The organism is Rhodobacter flavimaris (assembly GCF_021378075.1).
Lineage (GTDB): Bacteria > Pseudomonadota > Alphaproteobacteria > Rhodobacterales > Rhodobacteraceae > Rhodobacter > Rhodobacter flavimaris.
Map to the genome: position 1 here is coordinate 66,924 of NZ_JAJUOS010000008.1, position 21,340 is coordinate 88,263.

A 21,340-nucleotide genomic window follows, 5' to 3' on the forward strand; every position below is an offset into this window, starting at 1 on the left:
TTTGGCTCTGGAATCTTGGTCCCTTTGCTGCGAGTCTAAGCACATCAGTGGGAGGGGTGTGGCCGTGGTACCGATGAAAGCGATCTGCGTGGGATTTGCCGCAGCGGTTCTGGTCGCCCAACCCGGTTTCGCCCTTGATCAGTTCAGTTTCGAAACCCCCGGCGCGCCCGAGGATCTGCGCGAGCTTTTGCGCGGCGCCTCGCTGTCGCGCGATGCCTATGCCACCAAGAAAACCGAGGCGCAGGATATCTTCGCCGCCGCCCGCGCCGATTACTCCCGGCTGCTCGGGGCGCTGTACGATCGGGGCTATTACGGCCCGACGATCTCGATCCTGATCGACGGGCGCGAGGCCGCCGCGATCCCGCCGATGGACGCGCCCGAGACGATCCGCTCGGTCGTGATCCGCGTGACGCCCGGGCCGCAATTCCATTTCGGCGAGGCGCGCGTTGATCCGCTGGCACGCAAGACCGTCCTGCCCGACGAATTTTCGACCGGCAGCGTCGCACGCTCGGGCCTGATTTCCGACGCCGCCCGCGCCGGGATCGAGGGCTGGCGCGAGATCGGCCACGCCAAGGCGCGCATCGCCGAGCAGAAGATCATCGCTGACCACCGCGCCCAGGTGCTGAACGCGCGGGTCACGCTTGATGCAGGCCCGCAACTGACCTTCGGCCATATGGAAATGGAGGGCTACGACCGTCTGCGCCCCAAGCGCCTGGCCGAGATCGCTGGTTTCCCGAGCGGCAAGCGCTTCAGCCCCGACAAGCTTGACGATGTTCGGAACCGCCTGCGCCGCACCGGCATCTTCAGCTCGGTCTCGCTGACTGAGGCCGAGGAAATCGGCCCGAACGACACGCTTGATGCGCATCTGAGCGTGGTCGAAGACAAGCCCCGCCGTCTTGGCTTCGGGGCAGAATACTCGACCATCGACGGGCTGAACCTGAACGGCTACTGGATGCACCGCAACCTGTTCGGCGGTGGCGAGCGGTTCCGCGTCGATGCCGAGATCTCGCAGATCGGCGCCGCGACATCGGGGATGGATTACGCGCTCGGCGCCCGGATCGACCGCCCCGCGACCTTCACGCCCGACACCTCGGCCTTTCTCGAAAGCGAGATCGGACGGATCGAGGCCGAAGATTACACCGAGGACTATTTCTCGGCGGGTTTCGGGCTTGAGCATATCTTCAACCCGCGCCTGTCGGGCTCTGCGGGAATCGCCTATGAATGGTCGCAGGTCGATGACGACCTGGGGCACACCCGGTTCCGCCAGGTCGCCTTTCCGCTTGGCGCGACCTGGGACAATCGCGACAGCGCGACCGATGCAACCCGCGGCTATTTCGGCGATGTCGCGCTGACCCCGTTCGTTGGGCTTGGCGGCACCGGCTCGGGCGCGCGCATCGCGGGCGACTTCCGCGCCTATCGCGGCTTTGGCGAGAGCAACCGCTTTGTGATCGCCGGACGGGCGCAGATCGGCGGCGTCTTCGGCCCCGATCTTGCCGATACGCCGCGCAGCTACCTGTTTTATTCGGGTGGCGGCGGCACGGTGCGCGGGCAACCCTTTGAATCGCTTGGCGTGACCGAATTGGGCGGCGGCACGATCGAGACCGGCGGCACCCGGTTCATGGCCTTCTCGGGCGAGTTGCGCGCAGGCGTCACCGACTCGATCGGGGTCGTGGCCTTCTACGACCGCGGCTTTGTCAGCGCCGATGAGTTCTTCAGCGATTCGGGTGAATGGCACGCGGGCGCGGGCCTCGGGCTGCGCTACAAGACCGCCATCGGCCCGATCCGCCTCGATGTCGCGACCCCGGTCGAAGGCGACACCGACGAGGGCGTTCAGGTCTATATCGGCATTGGGCAGGCTTTTTGATGCGTAGATCCGTTTCCCTCCTGCTGCTGACGCTCTGGCCCGCCGTTGTCCCGGCGCAAGAAAGCACGCCCCCCGAACCCGTCAGCGCCGAGCAGACCGAGCGCGACCGCTCTTACCTGACCGGGCTGATCGAGGATAACCTCTCGGGGGCGGGGCGCTCGGTGCGGCTTGAGGGCTTTGCCGGGGCCCTTTCGTCGCGCGCGACCTTCGAAAGCCTGAGCATTTCCGATGAAAACGGCGCCTGGCTGACGATCCGCAATGGCGCAATGTCGTGGAACCGCACGGCGATCCTTGCCGGCCGCTTCGAGATCAAGGAACTCAGCGCGGCGGTGATCGAGCTGCCGCGCCTGCCCGCCGCGAGCGCGGAGGAAAGCGCCAACCCCGAGGCCAAGCCCTTCTCCTTTGCGCTGCCCGAACTGCCCGTTTCGGTCGATATCGGCACGCTGAAGGCCGATAAGGTGATCCTGGGCGAGGCGCTGATGGGTCAGGCCGCGACGGTCAAGCTGAGCGGTCAGATGCATCTGGAGGGCGGCGAGGGGAATACCCGGCTGAGCGTCGAGCGTATCGACGGCCAGAAGGGGATCGTCGCGCTGACCGGCGCCTATGCCAATGCCACGCGCCAGCTTGACCTCGACCTGTTGGTCGAAGAGGGCAAGGACGGCATCGCGGCGACGCTGATCGGGTTGCCCGGCACCCCGGCGATCTCGCTGGCGGTCTCGGGCTCGGACCCGATCGACAATTTCACCGCCGGCCTCGCGCTCAGCACCGAGGGCAAGCCGCGCCTGAGCGGCAAGGTCGCGCTCAGCTCGGTCGCAACCACCCCCGATGCCCCGGCCGAGAAGCATTTCAGCGCCAATCTGGGCGGCGATATCGCCCCGGTTCTGGCCCCCGAATATCGCGATTTCTTCGGCGCCAATGTCGCCCTTCTGGCCGAGGGCCACCGCGGCGCCGATGGCGTGCTGAGCCTGAGCAAGCTTGAGATCGACAGCGAGGCGCTGGACGTCGCGGGCACCGCCGACATCCTGCCCTCGGGCCTGCCCGGGCGCGCCGATCTGACGATCCGGCTGGGGCTCGACAGCGGCGAGGAAGTGCTCTTGCCGCTTGGCGGAGAAAAGACCTGGGTAAGGCGCGGCACGCTTGGCTTCAAATATGACAGTGCGCTCAGCGATGGCTGGACACTTGATGCGCGGGTGATGCAGCTGCGCCGCGCCGAGGGTGAGATCCTCAATACCCGCCTCAGCGGCTCGGGCCGGATCGGGCGCCCCAACGGGCAGAACCCGACGGTGGGCGGCACGATCAGCTTCGCCGCAGGCGGTATCGCGCCGGTTGATCCCGCGCTGCAGGAGGCGATCGGCAGCTTCATCAGCGGCAAGACGATCTTCTTCTGGCAAAAGGGCGGCGCGCTGAACCTGCAAAACCTGCGCGTGATCGGCCGGGATCTTGCCTTGGCCGGGCGGATGCGATTCGACGATCTGGCCTCGGGGCTTGATGTCTCGGGTGACCTGACCCTGCGCCAGGACGCGCTTGAGCATTTCTCGGCGCTGACGGGGCGCGATCTGGGCGGGGCGCTCGATGGGCGCCTGAGCGGCCGCTACACCCTGCTGACCGGCGCCTTCGACGCCGATGCCAGCCTTACGGGTCATGATCTGCGCAGTGGGCAGACGCAGCTTGACGGCCTGTTGCAGGGGCGCTCTGAAATCACCGTCTCGGCGCTGCGCGACGAGAACGGGATCACCCTGCGCAACCTCAATGCGACGGCGCGGCAACTTGTGGCGCAGGCCTCTGGCGTGCTGAACACCGGCGCAAGCGACCTGCGCGCCAGTGCCCGGATGGGCGATCTGTCGGTTATGGGCGGCGGTCTGCGCGGCGCGCTGCAAGCCGACGCGACCCTGACCGAGGCGAATGGCGCGCGCCAGATCGGCGTTCAGGCCAAGGGCGACCAACTGGCCATCGGTATGGCTGAAATCGACCGGATTCTTGCCGGGCAAAGCCTGATCGACCTGAGCGCGGAAGAGCGCGACGGCCATCTGCTCCTGCAATCCTTCACGCTGACCAACCCGCAATTGCGAGCCGAGGCGCAGGGCACCCTGACCGATGCGATCCGCAAGATCACGCTGTCGGCGCGGCTGGCCAATGCGGCCCTGCTGGCGCCGGGCTTCCCCGGTCCGCTAGAACTGAGCGGCTCGGTGATCGACGAAACCTCGGCCTATAGGCTGGACCTGAGCGCGACCGGCCCGGGCAACAGCCGCGCGACTGTCAACGGCACTCTGGCCGCGGACCTGAGCACCTCGGATCTGGCGATCAGCGGCGGGGCGGAAACGGCGCTGGTCAATGCCTTTATCGCGCCTCGCACCATTCAAGGGCCGCTCAACTTCGATCTGCGGATGCAGGGCAAACCCTCGCTGGCCGCGCTGTCGGGCCGCGCGACGGTGGATGGCGCGCGAATGGTGGCCCCGGCCATAGGCGTCACGCTGGAGAACCTCGCGCTTCATGCCGATCTGGCGGGCGCGCGCACCAGCCTGTCGGGCAATGTCGCGGTCAAGGGCGGTGGCAGTCTGTCGCTCTCGGGCGCAATTGGCCTGACAAGCCCGTTTCAAAGCGATCTGCGGGTCGAGATGAATGCCGCCCGCCTGCGCGACCCCGAACTTTACGACACCCGCATTTCCGGGCCGGTGACGGTGTCCGGCCCGCTCAAGGGCGGCGCGCTGATCGGCGGCACACTGACACTGGATGAAACCGAACTGCGCATCCCGTCGAGCGGGCTGTCGGGCATTGCCGATATTCCGGCGATTGATCATCTGGCCGAACCGGCTGCCGTTCACAGCACCCGCGCCCGCGCCGGAGTTCTGGCGGTTGAGGCGAAAGAGGCCGCGCGCTCGGGCGGGTTCGGGCTTGATCTGACCGTGCTGGCGCTGCGGCGGATCTTTGTGCGCGGACGCGGGCTGGATGCGGAACTCGGCGGCAGCCTGCGGCTGACGGGGACGACGAACAACATGGTCCCAATCGGGGAATTCTCGCTGGTGCGCGGGCGACTCGATGTTCTGGCCAAACGCTTTACACTTGATGAGGGCAAAATCGCGATGCAGGGCGCGCTGGAGCCCTGGCTCCTGTTCCGCGCCACCACCAAGCAGGATGACTACACCATCAACCTCACGCTGGAGGGCGCCGCCTCGGAGCCAGAACTGACCATTACCTCCTCGCCGGAATTGCCCGAGGAAGAGGTTCTCGCGCGGCTCCTGTTCAATCGCGGCCTGACGAACCTGTCGGCGCTTCAGGCCGTGCAGCTGGCGTCGGCGGTTGCCACGCTGGCTGGCAAGGGCGGTGCGGGCATCATGGCCAAGCTGCGCGAAGGCACCGGGCTTGATGATCTTGACGTGAGCACGGATGAGACCGGCGCCGCCTCGTTCCGGGCGGGGAAATACCTGTCGGAGAACCTTTACACCGATCTGTCGGTCGATTCCGAAGGCGAAACCGAACTGAACCTGAACCTCGACGTGACGCCGAACCTGACGGCGCGTGGATCGGTCGGGTCGGACGGCGCCAGCGGAATCGGGATCTTCTTCGAGAAGGATTACTGAGCAGCCGTGCGCGCCAGCCAGTCGCGGAACGCCACAAGCGGTGGCGAGGGCGTCACATCGGCGGGCCAGACGAGGTAATAGGTGCCCACGCCCGAGACGATCTCACCGGGGGTGCGCACCAGCCGCCCCTCCTCGATCTCGGGCAGGGCGAGGAACTCGGGCAGAAGGGCGACGCCGACACCATGCGCGGCCGCCTGCATCATCGGCGCGAACTGGTCGAACATGATGCCCTGCGTGTGCGGCGCCTCCAGCCCGTGATGGGCGAACCACGCACCCCAGGCATTCGGACGCGATTCCAGCTGCAACAGAGACTTGTCGAGCAGATCTTCTGGCCGCTGCATCGGGTTCGACGCCAGATAGCCGGGCGAGCAGGTGGCGATGATGCGCTCGTCAAACAGCGGCAGATGCTCGGCATCGGGCCAGGGGCGATTGCCGAAGTGGATGGCGGCGTCAAAGGTTTCCGAAGCGAAATCGAAGGGCCGCAGCCGGGTGCCGAGGTTCAGCGTCACGCCGGGGTTTTCGGCCAGGAACTGCCCCAGACGCGGCGCAAGCCACCGCGTGCCGAAGGTGGGCAGGATCGCAAGGCTCAGCACCCCGCCGCCCGGATTGGCCCGCAGCCCGAGGGACGCCCGCGCGATCAGCTCCAGCGCCTTACGTACGTCGCGCGCATAGGCCAGCGCGGGTTCGGTCGGCTTCAACCGCCGCCCCTCGCGCCGAAACAGTTGCACTCCAAGCTGTCCTTCGAGATTCTGAACCAGCCGGCTGACCGCCCCTTGTGTCAGACTCAGCTCGCGCGCGGCGGCGGCGGTCGAGCCAAGACGGCAGACCGCCTCGAAGGCGGCCAGCAACGAGACCGAGGGAATATAGCGCCGCGGCAGCGTCATGTATGTGTCCTATGCATATATTATGGCGATTATATCGGTGGAATACGCATTTAAACAGGCCCATAAAGCATCAAACGCCAAGGAGGACCCCGATGGCTCTGAAACCGAAAGATGCCCCCGATCTCGCCCGCTTCGACTGGGAAGACCCCTTCCGTCTCGATCTGCAACTGAACGAGGAAGAGCGGATGCTGCGCGATGCGGCCCGCGCCTATGCCCAGGAAAAGCTGCAACCGCGCGTGATCGCGGCCTATCGCAACGAAGAAACCGATCCGGCGATCTTCCGCGAAATGGGTGAGATGGGCCTTCTGGGCGTGACCGTTCCCGAGGAATACGGCGGGCTTGGTGCCTCTTACGTGGCTTACGGCCTTGTGGCGCGGGAAATCGAGCGCGTCGATTCGGGCTATCGCTCGATGATGTCGGTGCAAAGCTCGCTCGTGATGTATCCGATCTATGCCTATGGCAGCGAAGAGCAGCGCATGAAGTATCTGCCCAAGCTCGCCTCGGGTGAATACATCGGCTGCTTCGGCCTGACCGAGCCCGATGCCGGTTCGGACCCGGCCGGCATGAAGACCACCGCCAAGAAGACGGCGAATGGCTATGTGCTCAATGGCACCAAGATGTGGATCTCGAACGCGCCCTTCGCCGATGTCTTCGTCGTCTGGGCCAAGTCGGATGCGCATGGCGGCAAAATCCGTGGTTTCGTGCTCGAAAAGGGCATGAAGGGTCTCTCGGCACCGAAGATCGCAGGCAAGCTCTCACTGCGGGCTTCGGTGACCGGCGAGATCGTGATGGACAACGTCGAGGTCGGCGAAGACGCGCTCTTGCCGAACGTCGAGGGGCTCAAGGGGCCGTTCGGCTGCCTCAACCGCGCCCGCTACGGCATCGCCTGGGGTGTGATGGGCTCGGCCGAGTTCTGTATGCACGCCGCGCGCCAGTATGGCCTCGACCGCAAGCAGTTCAACAAGCCGCTGGCACAAACCCAGATCTTCCAGCTCAAGCTCGCCAACATGCTGACCGAGATCAGCCTCGGCCTGCAAGCCTGCCTGCGCGTCGGTCGCCTGATGGACGAGGCCAATGCCGCTCCCGAGATGATCTCGGTCATCAAGCGCAACAACTGCGGCAAGGCGCTGGAAATCGCGCGCCACGCCCGCGACATGCACGGCGGCAACGGCATCTCGGAAGAGTTCCAGGTGATCCGCCACATGGTGAACCTGGAAACGGTGAACACCTATGAAGGCACGCATGACGTCCACGCCCTGATCCTGGGCCGCGCCGTCACCGGGCTGCAAGCCTTCTACTGAGGCTTGTTGCCGGAACCTTGAACCCGCGCCCTTACCCGGCGCGGGTTTCTTCTTGCCTGGCGCGGCGCCGGGCCAGCCGCCGCTCGGCCAGTTCGGCATTCAGCGCGGCCCCCAGAAGCACCGAAAACGCGCTGAGATAGAGCCACATCAGAAGCGCGATCACCGCCCCGATCGAACCATAGACCCTGTTATAGCTGCCGAAGTTGGTCAGGTAATAGGTCAGCCCTAGCGAGGCGATCCCCCAGACGACCGTCGCCAGCACCGCGCCCGCGGTCAGGATCGGATCGCGATGCCCCTCGGTATTCGGCCCGTAGCGGTAAAGAATTCCCAAGGCGGTCAGCATCAGCAGCAGCATCGCCCCCCAGGGCAGACCCGAAAGGATCCAGGCGGTGGCGTCATGGAAGGGCAGGAAGTTGACCGCGACCGGCACGACGACAATCGTCGCCATCGCCACCAGCATCACGCCGACCAGCGCCAGCGTCATGATGTAGCCGATCAGGAAGTTCCACAGCGTGTTGCGCGGCTTGGTCGCGTGGATCACGTTCAACCCCTGCACCAGCGCGCCCACCCCCGCGCGGGCCGAGAACAGTGCGAAGGCCACGGACAGCACGGTGCCCCAGCCGAGCACCGCGCGCGGGCCGCTCATGAGCGCCAAGATCTGCTCGTTCAGGATGGCAAAAGCCTCGGGCGGGATGAAATCGTCGGCCACCTGAAGGTAGGACTGGATGATGCCCGGATCGGCAAAGGCGCTCCAGATCGCGATGGTGGCCGAGATCCCCGGAAACACGGCCAACATGGCGTAAAAGGCGACCCCGGCGGAAATCAGGCCGATGTTCGTGTCGAACATCCGTCCCATGAAGCTTAGCGCGAATTTGGTGACTGCCTGCACCCTGTCCCCCGGTTTTCCGCAGCATCGCGCAGGACGCCGCCAAGCGCAACTTGCGGCGGGCTCGCCCCTGTGGTCTGTTAGCGCGAACATGGAGGGGGATCATGCGAGGGCAGACCTGGGTTTGGTTTGGGGCGGCGTGGCTTGCGGCAACGTCGGCAGTGGCGCAGGATCTGCCGCGCGCGGTGACGGATGACGATTATGCGCCCGTAAACCGCGCCGAGGCTGAACTCGGGCAGCTGCTATTCTTCGACCCTATCCTGTCGGGAAACCGCAATATTTCTTGCGCAAGCTGCCACCATCCGCGCTTTGCGACCTCGGACGGTCTCAGCCTTGGCTTGGGTGAGGGCGCCGTGGGCCTTGGCCCGGATCGGCATGTGACCGACACCAACATCCCCGAGCAACGCATCCCGCGTAACTCGCCCGCCCTGTTCAACCTAGCCGCCAACGAATTCACTCGCCTGTTCCATGACGGCCGGATCGAGGCCGACCCGAGCCGCCCCTCGGGTCTGCGCACCCCGATGGAAGATGAGATGGTGACGGGCTTCGTCTCGATCCTCTCGGCGCAGACGATGTTCCCGGTGCTGTCGCCCGATGAGATGGCCGGGCACTATAGCGAGAACGAAATCGCCAAGGCTGTGCGCTCGGGGCGGATCACGGGCGAGGGCGGGGCGTGGGATCGGATCGCCGCGCGCATCGCGACAATTCCCGCCTATCAGGCGGGATTCGAGTCTGTTTATCCCGAGATCGCCGCCGGTCGCGCGCTGGACTTCACCGATATTTCCAACGCCATCGCCGCCTTTGTCGCTTTCGAGTGGCGCTCGGACACGAGCCCCTTCGATGCGGCCCTGCGCGGCGCGGCGCCGCTGACACCTGAGGCTGCCGCCGGGGCTAAACTTTTCTACGGGGCCGCCGGCTGCGCCGATTGCCACAGCGGCCCCTTCCTGACCGATCATCAGTTCCACGCCATGTCCGCCCCGCAGCTTGGCCCCGGTAAGGCCGAACGCTTCGAGTCCCATTCGCGCGATGAGGGCCGGGCCCGCGTCACCAACAGGGCCGAAGACCGCTTTGCCTTCCGCACGCCTTCTCTGCGCAACGTCGCCCGCACCGGTCCCTGGGGGCACGCGGGCGCGCATCGCGATCTGGCGTCCTTCGTGGCCGACCACGCAGCCCGCGCCGAGGGGCTCGCGCGCTATAAACCGCAGGCTATTCTGCCCGAGATGTCGGTCAGCAAAAACGACTGGGCGATCTTGGAGGATGCCGCCGCAAGGGCCGAAATAGCCGCCACCGCCAGCCCGGGCATTGCCTTAAGCGCCGAAGATGTCAGCGCGATCATCGCCTTTCTGGAAAGCCTGACCGACCCACAGGCAATCGCCGGACGCCTCGGCATCCCCGAAACGGTGCCAAGCGGTCTGTCGGTGGAGCGTTAGGGCCCTTTCGCGATCCGCGTGCAGCCGTTGACCTCGACGGGCAGCCACGCACTGGCGGAGCCATCGGGCCAGATTACGCGCACCTCGGCGGCTTGCGCGCTACCCAAACCGAAATGCAGTGGCAAAGCCGCGCCGCCCGCATGGCCACCACCGACGGTCACCTCTTGTGCCTGCACCTTCCCGTTCGCACGCAACTCGACCCACGACCCTATCGCGCGGCGGTTGGATGCGGGTAAAACAGGCTCTATTTCAGCCCAATTCGAGTCATTTTCGGTTGCGTTCCGCCATAGCTCCATCGGCGCGCGACGGTTCATCACCACCAGATCCAGCCGACCGTCCAAGTTCATATCCACCAGCGCCGCACCACGGGATCGCTCGGCCGTGGCGATCCCGGCCTTGTCAGCATATTCGGTGAAAGTGCCATCGGGCTGCTGGATCAGCAGGTTGTTCGGATCGTGGATCGCGTTCGACGGCATCTGATCGACATTGCCCTTGGCGATGAACAGATCCGCATCGCCATCATTATCCACATCGCCGAACTCGGCGTGCCACCCGGTCGAGGGCCGCCCGTCATCGCCCAGAAACGGGCGCTGCGCATAGGTGCCAAGCGCATAGGGCGCGTTTTCAAAATCCGCCCCGCGGTTGATCTGCAAAAGCTGATCGCCCATCGAGGTCATCATCACCTCGGGCAGACCATCGCCGGTGATGTCCCGGCTGGCGATTCCCATCCCCCAGAGCGAGATATGCGGCCAGCCCTCGCGCTCACGCAGGGGGGTAAGGCGGAACATCTGCTCATAGCCGCCGCGCACGTAATAGTGCCGGTCGTTCGAGATGCGCAGCTCGCGCTCGCCATTGCGCTGCCAATCGGTGAACAGGGCGGAAAGCGCGCAATATCCCGGTGAAATCGTTTCTGTTTCAGCAGGATTTGGCGGGTTCAGGCGCACAAGAAGGCTGTCGTCGCAGGCCTCGAACGGCCCTTCGGGATCGCGTCGATCGACGTAATTGCCAAAGAACAGCGTTGGCCAGTCGCGCCCGGCCTCCCAGGTCGCGGTGAAAGAGGTCGTCCAGTCGTCACTGACCGGCAGGCCCCAGGCCTCGGTCGCATCGGTGAAACCGCAGGCCCCGTCGCCGCGCAATAGCACGTTCGCGCCCACGCGCAGCACCGCCAGATCCAGGTTGCCGTCGCTGTCGATATCAAGCGGATAGGCGCCGGTCACATGGGTCATCTCGGGGATCGCGCCCAGATCGAAGCGCAGCGCACCGCCCGACTCGGAGCGGTTTATGAAGAGATGCGCGGCGCCCTCACCCCCCGCCGCAAACAGCTCCGGTCGCGCATCGCTGTTGCAATCGAAGACCGCGACACCGCCGCCGACGAAATGCTCCCAACCGCCGGAATAGACATGGGCCAGCGGCAAACCCGCCGCGTCATTGTTAAAAACAGGCTCTGCACCAGCAGGAAATGCGATCAGTGCCGCAAGAACCCATTTCATTGCGCGGCCATTTCCCGGCTGCTGCCGAGCAGCCTCTCGGTGACCTCATGCAGCGCCAGCGCGGCCGCGCCATGGGCCCAAAGCAGGTCTCCCCAAGCGTGGATCTCGATATTGGGGATGTCGCGCCCGGTATCGAGGCTCAGCTCCTCCATCTCGGCCATCGTCTCCTTGGCGTAGAGATAGTCAAAGCGCATCCGTTCGCCTGACAGGATGATCAGCTGCGGATCGAACAGGTTGACCACGTTCGACAGCCCAAGCGCGAGATACCGCCCCGCCCGCCGAAAGATCGAGCGCGCCGCCGAGTTCCCCGCCTTGGCATGGGCGTAAAGGCTTTCAAGCAGCGTCGTAACCGACTGCGTTTCCTTGTGCGTGAGATTCAGCGCCGTGCGCGCCTCGCGCACCAGCGCGTAATCGGCGACGTAAGCCTCAAGGCAGCCGCGCTGACCGCAGCGGCACAGCGCACCGTCGAGCTGAACCTTGGTGTGGCCCAACTCCATTCCCATGCCGCGCGCACCGCGATAGATGCGGTGATTGATCACGTAACCCATGCCGACGCCGTGCTCGATCGTGACCACGGCGAAATCCGACAGCGCGCGCCCGGCGCCGAACCAAAGCTCCGCCAGGGTCACCAGATTGGCGTCGTTATCGACGACCACGGGCACAGCAAGGCGCGCGCGTAGCGCGGTTGCCAGGTCAACATGTCGCTCAATCAGGACCGGGGACCAGTGCACGATGCCCTTTTCCGAATCGACGAAGCCCGGAACCCCCAGCCCAAGGGCGTTGATCGTGTCCGGCTCGATCCCGCCCTTGGCACAGACACGCGACAAAAGCTCGGCCGCGGCATCAAGCAGCGCATCCTGTTCCAACGCGCCGGGAGCGCGCTCGATAGCTTCGCCCGCGATCAGGTTGCCCGCGAAATCGACCAGAACGGCGGTGTGTTCGCGATCGGACAGCTTGATGCCCACGACATGGCGCGTGCCAGCGCGCACGCCCAAGGCCACGGCCGGGCGCCCGCGCGAGCTTTCTCCGTCGCGCAGCGTCTGGACCTCTTCGAGGAAGCCCGATTCGATCAGTTCCGAAGTGATGGTCGTGACCGAGGCCGGGCTGATTCCCAGCTCTTTCGACAGTTGCACCCGCGCGATTTGGCCGACCGCGCGGACACGTTCGAAGATCTGCTGGCGCAGCGGACGTGAGGGATCCGAGAGCGGGTCGATCAGCGGCCCGCAGCCCTTGTTGGCCTGCGTGGATTGAGGAATCGTTCGTATCTGCGCCATATTCGTTCGATCCACTAACTAAATACTGCACATGCAGCCGGTAATTGCCTCATTTTATGCCGCGTCGCAGCGCAAATCAGCAATGTTCTTACTCATTTCCAGTCTCTCCTGTTATTTTTATTTTGACAACTAAATTTATTACCGACATCCTTGTGACCACACTGGCGAATCTGCCGGGTGGGCCTTTGGGCCGAAAAGGGAGGAAAATATGCACAAGATTCTCGTGGCCGCCGTGGCGCTTTCGGCAGGCCTTTCAACCTCGGCATTCGCCGAAATGACCGTCGGCGTTTCCTGGTCGAACTTCCAGGAAGAGCGCTGGAAGACCGACGAAGCCGCGATCAAGGGCGCCCTCGAGGCGGCCGGCGCCAAGTATATTTCGGCCGATGCGCAATCGTCCTCGGCCAAGCAGCTTTCCGACATCGAGGCGCTGATGGCGCAAGGCGTGAACGCGCTGATCGTTCTGGCCCAGGATACCGCCGCGATCGGCCCCGCCGTGCAGGCCGCCGCTGACGAAGGCATCCCGGTCATCGCCTATGACCGCCTGATCGAAGACTCGCGCGCCTTCTACCTGACCTTCGACAACGTCGAGGTTGGCCGGATGCAGGCCCGCGCCGTTCTGGAGGCCGCGCCCAAGGGCAATTACGTGATGATCAAGGGCTCGCCCACCGACCCGAACGCGGACTTCCTGCGCGGCGGTCAGCAAGAGGTGCTGCAAGCCGCGATCGACGCGGGCGACATCACCATCGTCGGCGAGGCCTACACCGATGGCTGGCTGCCCGCCAACGCGCAGCGCAACATGGAACAGATCCTGACCGCGAATGACAACAAGGTCGATGCGGTCGTGGCCTCGAACGACGGCACCGCCGGTGGCGCGGTGGCCGCGCTGACCGCGCAGGGCATGGTCGTGCCGGTATCGGGTCAGGATGGCGACCATGCCGCGCTGAACCGTGTGGCCAAGGGCACGCAGACCGTCTCGGTCTGGAAAGACGCGCGTGAACTGGGCAAGGCCGCGGGCGAGATCGCTGTGGCACTGGCTGGCGGCACCGAGATGAAGGCCGTCGATGGCGCGATGGAGTGGACCTCGCCTGCGGGCACCACCATGACCGCAAAGTTCCTGGCCCCCATGCCGATCACCAAGGACAACCTGTCCGCCGTGGTCGATGCCGGCTGGATCACCAAGGACACGCTCTGCCAGGGCGTCTCGGGCGGCCCCGCCCCCTGCAACTGATTTGAACCGGGGCGCCGCTTGGCGCCCCCCTTCATAACGGCTGCGCCCTGACGCGGCCCTTTCCACGGAACAAATCCATGACCGATGCTGCAACGCCCTCTGGCGTTAAGAAAACGTCATTCTTCAAAGCGCTCGAGCTTGATACCCGTCTGCTTGGCATGATCGGCGCCTTCGTGCTGATCTGTGTGGTGTTCAACGTCATCACCGATGGCCGCTTCCTGACCGCGCGCAATATCTTCAACCTGTCGATCCAGACAGTCTCGGTTGCGATCATGGCAACGGGGATGGTTTTCGTTATCGTCACCCGACACATCGACCTCTCGGTCGGCGCGGTGCTGGCGATGTGTTCGGCGGTGATGGGCGTGTTGCAGGTCTGGCTTTTGCCGCAGACGCTGGGGCTTGGCATCGGTCACCCGCTGGTCGCGCCGCTGACCATCATCGGCGGGCTTCTGACCGGGACGCTGATCGGCGCGCTGAACGGCTGGCTTATCGGCTATCAGCGCATCCCCGCTTTCATCGTCACGCTTGGCGGCCTGCTGATCTGGCGCAACTTCGGCTGGTATCTTTCCGACGGCCAGACGCTCGGGCCGCTCGACCAGCATTTCATGCTGTTTGGCGGCATCGAGGGCACGCTTGGCACGATGCTGTCCTGGGCTTTGGGCGTGGTGTTCGCGGTCGCGGCGGTCTGGGCGATCTGGCGCGCCCGCGCGGCCCGCATCCAGCACGAATTCCCGGTCAAGCCGATCTGGGCCGAGGTCACCATGATGGGCATCGCCGTTGCGGCCATTCTGGGCCTGACCGCGATCTACAACGCCTATGAAATGCCGATCGGCCGCCTCAAGCGCATGTTCGCCGAGCGTGGCGAGGTGATGCCCGAGGGCTTCACCGCCTCCTATGGCATGCCGATCTCGGTGCTGATCCTGGTGATCGTCGCGGTGTCGATGACCGTTCTGGCCCGGCGCACCCGGCTTGGGCGCTACATCTTCGCCGCTGGCGGCAACCCCGACGCGGCCGAGCTTTCGGGCATCAACACCCGCCTGCTGACCGTCAAGATCTTCGCGCTCATGGGTTTCCTGTGCGGGCTGTCCGCTGTGGTCGCACAGGCGCGTCTTGCCAACCACGCCAATGACATCGGCACGCTCGATGAGCTGCGCGTGATCGCGGCGGCCGTCATCGGCGGCACGGCGCTGGCGGGCGGGATCGGCACGATCTACGGCGCGGTCCTTGGCGCGATCATCATGCAAAGCCTGCAATCGGGCATGGCGATGGTCGGCGTGGACGCGCCCTTCCAGAACATCATCGTCGGCGCGGTTCTCGTCTTCGCCGTCTGGATCGACATTCAATATCGCAAGCGCACGGGGGAAAAGGTATGAGCACTCGTGGAACCCCTCTGGTCGAGCTGCGTGACATCTCGATCGCATTCGGCGGCATCAAGGCAGTCGATCACGTCACCGTCGATCTTTACCCCGGTGAGGTCGTGGGCCTGCTTGGCCACAACGGCGCGGGCAAATCGACCCTGATCAAGTGCCTTTCGGGCGCCTATCAGATGGATGCGGGCGAGATTCGGATCAATGGCGAGAAGGCCGAGATCCACAACCCGCGCGATGCCCGCAAATACAATATCGAGACGATCTACCAGACGCTGGCGCTGGCCGATAACCTCGATGCGGCGTCGAACCTCTTTCTGGGGCGAGAGCTGGTCACGCCCATGGGCTTTGTCGATGACGCCCAGATGGAGGCCGAGACCCGCAAGATCATGGGCCGCCTGAACCCGAACTTCCGCAAGTTCAAAGAGCCGGTGAAGGCGCTTTCGGGCGGTCAGCGGCAGTCTGTGGCCATCGCGCGGGCGGTCTATTTCAACGCCAAGATCCTGATCATGGACGAGCCGACCGCCGCCCTTGGCCCCCACGAAACCCAGATGGTGGCCGAACTGATTCAGGAGCTGAAGGCCCAGGGCCTCGGCATCTTCCTGATCGAGCATGACATTCACAACGTCATGAAGCTCTGCGACCGCGCCTCGGTGATGAAGAACGGCCAGCTTGTCGGCACGGTCAATGTCAACGAGGTCACCGACGAGGACATCCTCGGCATGATCATCCTTGGCAAGAAGCCCGAAGGGGTGGCCAGCTGATGTATCTCGGTCTCGATCTGGGCACATCGGGGCTGAAGAGCATCCTGATCGACGATGCGCAGAACGTGGTGGCCGAGGCATCGGCCCCACTAAGCGTCAAACGTCCGCATGATGGCTGGTCCGAGCAGATGCCAAGCGACTGGATTGGTGCCGCCGAGTCGGTTCTGGGCAAGCTTGCCCGGCACGGTCTTGGTGCGCTGCGCGGGATCGGTCTGTCAGGGCAGATGCATGGCGCGACGCTGCTGGATGCGGCGGACGACGTGCTACGCCCCTGCATCCTGTGGAACGACACGCGCGCCCATGCCGAGGCGCGCGTGCTCGACGAAGACCCCGATTTCCGCGCGATCACCGGCAATATCGTATTTCCCGGCTTCACGGCGCCGAAGCTCGTCTGGGTCGCGCGGCATGAGCCCGCGATTTTCGCGCAAGTCGCGCGTGTGCTGCTGCCAAAGGATTACCTGCGGCTCTGGCTGACGGGCGAACATGTCGCCGAAATGTCGGACGCCGCTGGAACCAGCTGGTTCGACACCGGCCGCCGCGACTGGTCCGACGCTCTTCTGGCCAAGACCGGCATGACCCGTGCGCAGATGCCCCGACTGGTCGAGGGATCCGAGGTGTCAGGCATCCTGCGCCCCGAACTGGCCGAGCGTTTCGGGATCCCCAAGGGCGTCGTTGTCGCCGGGGGTGGCGGGGATAATGCCGCCTCGGGCATCGGGGTGGGCGTGGTCAAGGCCGGTCAGGCCTTTGTCAGCCTTGGCACTTCGGGCGTGCTCTTTGCCGCCAATGACGGCTATCAGCCCGATCCGGCGACGGCGGTGCATACCTTCTGCCACGCCCTGCCGGGCACCTGGCACCAGATGGGGGTGATCCTCGCGGCGACCGACGCGCTCAACTGGTTCGCGCGGCTGGCGGGCAGTGCCGCCTCGGACCTGACCGCCGATCTGGGCGGGCTGATTGCGCCTGAAAAGACCCTGTTCCTGCCCTATCTGGGCGGAGAGCGCACACCGCTGAACGATGCCGCCATCCGCGGCGCTTTCATTGGGCTTGAGCACGCAACCGACCGCACCGCCGCCACCCGCGCCGTGCTGGAGGGGGTGACCTTCGCCATCCGCGACTGTCGCGACGCGCTGGCCGCAACTGGCACCAAGATCGAAAGCCTGCTGGCTGTCGGGGGCGGGTCGCGCTCGCGCTACTGGTGCCAGGCCATCGCGACCGCGCTTGGCACGCCGGTCAGCCTGCCCGTCGCGGGCGACTTCGGCGGTGCCTTTGGGGCCGCGCGCCTTGCCCTGATGGCCGCCACCGGCGCGGGCGCCGAGATCGCCACACAACCCACTATTTCCGCTGTAATAGAGCCTGTTTTGGCCCTCAGCGACGCATTTGACGAAGGCCACGCCCGCTATCGCCGGGCAGCAGCCGCAATCCGAGGACTGACATGACTGACTTCTTCAAGGGCATCCCCCAGATCCGCTTCGAGGGCGCTGAAAGCGACAATGAATTCGCCTTCCGCCACTACAACCCCGACGAGATGCTCGCGGGCAAGCGCATGGAGGATCACCTGCGCTTTGCCGTGGCCTACTGGCACAGCTTTGCCTGGCCGGGCGGCGACCCCTTCGGCGGTCAGACCTTCGAGCGGCCCTGGTTTGGCGACTCGATCGCGCTGGCCAAGATGAAGGCCGATGTGGCGTTTGAGATGTTCGACATCCTGCAAGCGCCCTTCTTTTGCTTCCACGACGCCGACGTTCGCCCCGAAGGTGCGGATTTCGCCGAGAACACCCGCAACCTCGAGGAAATCGTCGATTACATCGGCACCAAGATGGAGGGCTCGAAAACCCGCCTGCTCTGGGGCACGGCCAACCTCTTCTCGAACCGCCGTTTCATGTCGGGCGCCGCCACGAACCCCGACCCCGAGGTTTTCGCCTGGTCGGCGGCGACCGTGAAAACCTGCATGGACGCGACGCAGCGCCTTGGCGGGGAAAACTACGTCCTGTGGGGCGGGCGTGAGGGCTATGAGACGCTGCTCAACACCGATCTGACGCGCGAAAGCGAGCAGATGGGCCGCTTCCTGAGCATGGTCGTCGATTACAAGCACAAGATCGGCTTCAAGGGCGCGATCCTGATCGAGCCGAAGCCGCAGGAGCCCTCAAAACACCAATACGATTATGACGTCGCGACCGTTTACGGCTTCCTCAAGCGCTTTGGCCTTGAGAACGAGGTGAAGGTGAATATCGAGCAGGGCCACGCCATCCTTGCCGGTCACAGCTTCGAGCATGAGATCGCGCTGGCGGCGAGCCTTGGCATCTTCGGCTCCATCGACATGAACCGCAACGATTACCAGTCGGGTTGGGATACCGACCAGTTCCCGGATTCGGTGCCCGAGATGGCCCGCGCCTATTACGAGATCCTGCGGGCGGGCGGATACACCACCGGCGGCACCAATTTCGACGCCAAGATCCGCCGCCAGTCGCTCGACCCCGAGGATCTGATCTTGGCGCATGTCGGGGCGATGGATGTCTGCGCGCGGGCATTGAAGGCCGCAGCGGCGCTGCTGGCCGATGGCGGGCTCGAGGCAAACCGTCAGGCGCGTTACGCCGGGTGGGACGCGCCGGAAAACCGCACGCTGCTGAGTTCGGATCTGGCCAGCATCGAGGCTCGGGTGCGCGCCCAAGGGATCAACCCGCAGCCCCGCTCGGGTCGGCAGGAGCGGCTTGAGAACCTTTGGAACCGCTTCGTCTGAGGCACCAAAGAACCAGAAGGGCCGGCTTTCCGGCCCTTTTTGCTTGCTGGCTTGGCTTTTGGCGCCCCAAAGGGTAAGCGGGGCGCGAACCTCCGGCCACTCCTCCCCCGGCCGGTCAACCAGACAGGACAGAGATGCAGACCGTTTCCCCGGGGAACGGCAAGGGACAGAATTTGGGCTTTTCCATCGACACCTACCGCCGCCAATGGACCTCGAACATCCGCGCCGACGTGCTTTCGGGCCTTGTCGTGGCGCTGGCACTGATCCCCGAGGCCATCGCCTTTTCCATCATCGCGGGCGTTGACCCGAAAGTGGGCCTTTACGCAAGCTTCTCGATCGCCGTGATCACCGCGATCACCGGCGGGCGGCCCGGGATGATCTCGGCGGCGACGGCGGCGACGGCGGTGCTGATGGTCACGCTGGTGCGCGATCACGGTCTGGAATTCCTGCTGGCCGCGACGATCCTGACCGGCGTGCTTCAGGTCGGCGCGGGGCTGCTGCGGCTTGGCTTCGTGATGAAATACGTCTCGAAATCGGTGATGACGGGGTTCGTGAACGCGCTCGCCATCTTGATCTTCATGGCGCAATTGCCCGAGCTGGACCCGCGCAACGTCCCCGTCCTGACCTATCCGCTCGTCGTGGCGGCGCTTGCGATCATATACCTCTTCCCGCGCCTGACGCGGGCGGTGCCCTCGCCTCTGGTGGCCATCGTCGTGCTGACGATCTGCGCGATTGCCTTTGGCTGGGACGTACGCACCGTGGGCGACATGGGCGCGCTGCCCGACACGCTGCCGATGTTCCTGCTGCCCGATGTGCCGCTGAACTTTGAAACCCTGCGGATCATTTTCCCCTATTCGGTCGCCGTCGCGGTCGTGGGCCTTCTCGAAAGCCTGATGACGCAGAACCTTGTGGACGATCTGACGGACACGCCCTCGGACCGGAACATGGAGTGCATCGGCCAGGGCCTTGCCAATTTCGGCACCGGCTTCATCGGCGGTATGGCGGGCTGTGCGATGATCGGCCAGTCGATGATCAACGTGAAATCGGGCGGGCGCGGGCGGCTTTCGAACTTTACCGCGGGCGTCATGCTCTTGGTCTTCTGCGTGGTGCTTGGCGAATGGGTCAGCCAGATCCCGATGCCCGCGCTGGTGGCGATCATGATCATGGTCTCGGTCGGCACCTTCTCATGGTCGTCAATCGGGCAGCTTAGAACCCATCCGCGCAGCTCGTCGGTGGTGATGCTGGCCACGGTGGTCACCGTGGTCTGGACGCATAACCTTGGGATCGGCGTGCTGGTGGGCGTGCTTTTGTCGGGGATCTTCTTTGCCGCCAAGATCGCGCAGCTTTTCCGCGTGACCTCAAGCGTCACGCCCGACGGACGCCACCGCACCTATCACGTCGAGGGCCAGATGTTCTACGCCTCGGTCGAGGAGTTCATGCGCGCCTTCGATTTCCGCGAGGCGCTGGAGCGCGTGACCATCGACGTCAGCCGGGCGCATATCTGGGATATCTCGTCGGTGCAGGCGCTTGATATGGCGGTCTTGAAATTCCGCCGCGATGGTGCCGAAGTAGAGGTGACGGGGCTGAACGAGGCCTCGGAAACCATTCTGGACAAGCTGGCGATTCACGATAAACCCGGCGCGGCCGACAAGCTTATGGCGCATTAAGGAGCAGCCCCCATGACGGACAAGATCATCGCTTTCGTGGACGGCTCGATCTATTCGGCCAGCGTCTGCGAGCACGCCGCCTGGGCGGCCGAGCGCCTGGGCTGCGGGGTCGAGATCCTGCACGTTCTGGGCCGCCGCGATGCGCCGCAAAGCGCCGACTTGTCGGGGCAGATCAAGCTGGGAGCGCGCTCGGCGCTGATGTCGGAACTCGCCTCGCTCGATGAGCAGCGCGCCAAGCTGGTCGCACATCGCGGGCGCGCCATTCTTGAGGATGCGCAAGAGATGGTGCGCCATGCCGGGGTCGAGGATGTCTCGATCCAGCTGCGCAATGGCGACCTGATCGAATCGCTGACCGAGCGCGAGGGCGACGCCCGCCTGATCCTGATCGGCAAGCGCGGCGAGGCGGCGGATTTCGCCATCGACCATCTGGGCTCGAACATGGAGCGGATCGTGCGCACCGCGTCGCGGCCGGTGCTGGTGGCCTCGCGCGCGTTCAAGCCGATCCAGAAGGTGCTGGTGGCCTATGACGGCGGCACATCGGCGATGAAGGCGGTCGATCATCTGGCGCGCTCGCCGCTTTGTGCGGGGCTGGATGTGACCGTCGTCACCGTGGGCAGCGCCACGCCCGCGGTCGAGAAGGGTCTGGCCAATGCAGCCGCGCTGCTGCGCGCGGCGGGGATCGAGGCACAGACCCGCGTTCAGCCCGGCCAGCCCGAGACCGCGCTTGGCAAGCTGGTCGATGACGAGGGCTTCGACATGCTGGTGATGGGCGCCTATGGCCATTCGCGCATCCGCAACCTGATCATCGGCTCGACTTCGACGGCGATGGTGCGCTCGTGCAAGGTGCCGGTGCTGATGATCCGCTAAGGCGGG

15 protein-coding genes are annotated in these 21,340 nt (G+C 65.0%); 11 read left to right on the plus strand and 4 right to left on the minus strand.

What is annotated here, in order from left to right; all coding sequences use genetic code 11:
* The first annotated feature begins 73 nt into the window (after positions 1–73).
* Both LZA78_RS11440 and LZA78_RS11445 read left to right on the plus strand, forming a co-directional pair.
* Positions 74–1,864 carry an autotransporter assembly complex protein TamA gene (locus tag LZA78_RS11440; RefSeq protein WP_233677184.1) on the plus strand — a complete coding sequence of 597 codons (1,791 nt, stop codon included), beginning with the start codon at positions 74–76 and terminating at the stop codon, positions 1,862–1,864.
* Complete coding sequence (locus tag LZA78_RS11445) at positions 1,864–5,442, plus strand: translocation/assembly module TamB domain-containing protein (protein ID WP_233677070.1); 3,579 nt, start codon at positions 1,864–1,866, stop codon at positions 5,440–5,442. The genes LZA78_RS11440 and LZA78_RS11445 overlap by 1 nt, the downstream gene beginning before the upstream one ends.
* On the opposite strand, the gene LZA78_RS11450 is transcribed toward LZA78_RS11445, so the two are convergent.
* On the minus strand, positions 5,436–6,326 hold the full coding sequence (locus tag LZA78_RS11450; protein WP_233677071.1) for a LysR family transcriptional regulator: 891 nt from the start codon (positions 6,324–6,326) through the stop codon (positions 5,436–5,438). The two genes, LZA78_RS11445 and LZA78_RS11450, sit on opposite strands and share 7 nt — an antisense overlap.
* A gap of 92 nt (positions 6,327–6,418) precedes the next feature.
* Between LZA78_RS11450 and LZA78_RS11455 the strand changes: the two genes are divergently transcribed.
* Complete coding sequence (locus LZA78_RS11455; RefSeq protein ID WP_233677072.1) at positions 6,419–7,627, plus strand: acyl-CoA dehydrogenase; 1,209 nt, start codon at positions 6,419–6,421, stop codon at positions 7,625–7,627.
* A gap of 31 nt (positions 7,628–7,658) precedes the next feature.
* Here LZA78_RS11455 and LZA78_RS11460 read toward each other — a convergent pair whose 3' ends face one another.
* Positions 7,659–8,516 (minus strand): YihY/virulence factor BrkB family protein, encoded by an 858-nt coding sequence (locus tag LZA78_RS11460; protein ID WP_233677073.1) that lies wholly within the window; start codon positions 8,514–8,516, stop codon positions 7,659–7,661.
* 101 nt (positions 8,517–8,617) lie between these two features.
* On the opposite strand from LZA78_RS11460, the gene LZA78_RS11465 reads away from it, so the two are divergent.
* Complete coding sequence (locus LZA78_RS11465; protein WP_233677074.1) at positions 8,618–9,943, plus strand: cytochrome-c peroxidase; 1,326 nt, start codon at positions 8,618–8,620, stop codon at positions 9,941–9,943.
* Here LZA78_RS11465 and LZA78_RS11470 read toward each other — a convergent pair.
* Both LZA78_RS11470 and LZA78_RS11475 read right to left on the minus strand, forming a co-directional pair.
* Positions 9,940–11,433 carry a CRTAC1 family protein gene (locus LZA78_RS11470; RefSeq protein WP_233677075.1) on the minus strand — a complete coding sequence of 498 codons (1,494 nt, stop codon included), beginning with the start codon at positions 11,431–11,433 and terminating at the stop codon, positions 9,940–9,942. The two genes, LZA78_RS11465 and LZA78_RS11470, sit on opposite strands and share 4 nt — an antisense overlap.
* A complete protein-coding gene (locus LZA78_RS11475) occupies positions 11,430–12,707 on the minus strand; it encodes an ROK family protein (protein ID WP_233677076.1) in 1,278 nt (425 codons plus the stop codon). Before LZA78_RS11475 ends, LZA78_RS11470 begins: the two co-directional genes overlap by 4 nt.
* A gap of 208 nt (positions 12,708–12,915) precedes the next feature.
* On the opposite strand from LZA78_RS11475, the gene xylF reads away from it, so the two are divergent.
* The 7 genes from xylF (at position 12,916) to LZA78_RS11510 (ending at position 21,334) form a co-directional block, all read left to right on the plus strand.
* Positions 12,916–13,935, plus strand: coding sequence for a D-xylose ABC transporter substrate-binding protein (gene xylF, locus LZA78_RS11480; protein WP_233677077.1), 1,020 nt, complete (start codon positions 12,916–12,918; stop codon positions 13,933–13,935).
* Between the two features lie 77 nt (positions 13,936–14,012).
* On the plus strand, positions 14,013–15,308 hold the full coding sequence (locus LZA78_RS11485; RefSeq protein WP_233677078.1) for a sugar ABC transporter permease: 1,296 nt from the start codon (positions 14,013–14,015) through the stop codon (positions 15,306–15,308).
* Positions 15,305–16,066: an ATP-binding cassette domain-containing protein gene (locus tag LZA78_RS11490; protein ID WP_233677079.1), complete on the plus strand. Its 762-nt coding sequence runs from the start codon at positions 15,305–15,307 to the stop codon at positions 16,064–16,066. Before LZA78_RS11485 ends, LZA78_RS11490 begins: the two co-directional genes overlap by 4 nt.
* Positions 16,066–17,502, plus strand: a complete 1,437-nt coding sequence (gene xylB, locus LZA78_RS11495; RefSeq protein WP_233677080.1) for a xylulokinase — start codon at positions 16,066–16,068, stop codon at positions 17,500–17,502. Before LZA78_RS11490 ends, xylB begins: the two co-directional genes overlap by 1 nt.
* Positions 17,499–18,800, plus strand: a complete 1,302-nt coding sequence (gene xylA / locus LZA78_RS11500; RefSeq protein ID WP_233677081.1) for a xylose isomerase — start codon at positions 17,499–17,501, stop codon at positions 18,798–18,800. Before xylB ends, xylA begins: the two co-directional genes overlap by 4 nt.
* Positions 18,801–18,934: 134 nt before the next feature.
* A complete protein-coding gene (locus tag LZA78_RS11505; RefSeq protein WP_233677082.1) occupies positions 18,935–20,467 on the plus strand; it encodes a SulP family inorganic anion transporter in 1,533 nt (510 codons plus the stop codon).
* A gap of 12 nt (positions 20,468–20,479) precedes the next feature.
* A complete protein-coding gene (locus LZA78_RS11510; protein WP_233677083.1) occupies positions 20,480–21,334 on the plus strand; it encodes a universal stress protein in 855 nt (284 codons plus the stop codon).
* Positions 21,335–21,340: the final 6 nt, after the last annotated feature.

Bases quoted from the DNA above. Each gene is read 5' to 3' on its own strand.
- LZA78_RS11440 (WP_233677184.1), top strand. From the start codon at position 74: ATGAAAGCGATCTGCGTGGGATTTGCCGCAGCGGTTCTGGTCGCCCAA.
- LZA78_RS11445 (WP_233677070.1), top strand. From the start codon at position 1,864: ATGCGTAGATCCGTTTCCCTCCTGCTGCTGACGCTCTGGCCCGCCGTT.
- LZA78_RS11450 (WP_233677071.1), bottom strand. From the start codon at position 6,326: ATGACGCTGCCGCGGCGCTATATTCCCTCGGTCTCGTTGCTGGCCGCC.
- LZA78_RS11455 (WP_233677072.1), top strand. From the start codon at position 6,419: ATGGCTCTGAAACCGAAAGATGCCCCCGATCTCGCCCGCTTCGACTGG.
- LZA78_RS11465 (WP_233677074.1), top strand. From the start codon at position 8,618: ATGCGAGGGCAGACCTGGGTTTGGTTTGGGGCGGCGTGGCTTGCGGCA.
- LZA78_RS11470 (WP_233677075.1), bottom strand. From the start codon at position 11,433: ATGAAATGGGTTCTTGCGGCACTGATCGCATTTCCTGCTGGTGCAGAG.
- LZA78_RS11475 (WP_233677076.1), bottom strand. From the start codon at position 12,707: ATGGCGCAGATACGAACGATTCCTCAATCCACGCAGGCCAACAAGGGC.
- xylF (WP_233677077.1), top strand. From the start codon at position 12,916: ATGCACAAGATTCTCGTGGCCGCCGTGGCGCTTTCGGCAGGCCTTTCA.
- LZA78_RS11485 (WP_233677078.1), top strand. From the start codon at position 14,013: ATGACCGATGCTGCAACGCCCTCTGGCGTTAAGAAAACGTCATTCTTC.
- LZA78_RS11490 (WP_233677079.1), top strand. From the start codon at position 15,305: ATGAGCACTCGTGGAACCCCTCTGGTCGAGCTGCGTGACATCTCGATC.
- xylB (WP_233677080.1), top strand. From the start codon at position 16,066: ATGTATCTCGGTCTCGATCTGGGCACATCGGGGCTGAAGAGCATCCTG.
- xylA (WP_233677081.1), top strand. From the start codon at position 17,499: ATGACTGACTTCTTCAAGGGCATCCCCCAGATCCGCTTCGAGGGCGCT.
- LZA78_RS11505 (WP_233677082.1), top strand. From the start codon at position 18,935: ATGCAGACCGTTTCCCCGGGGAACGGCAAGGGACAGAATTTGGGCTTT.
- LZA78_RS11510 (WP_233677083.1), top strand. From the start codon at position 20,480: ATGACGGACAAGATCATCGCTTTCGTGGACGGCTCGATCTATTCGGCC.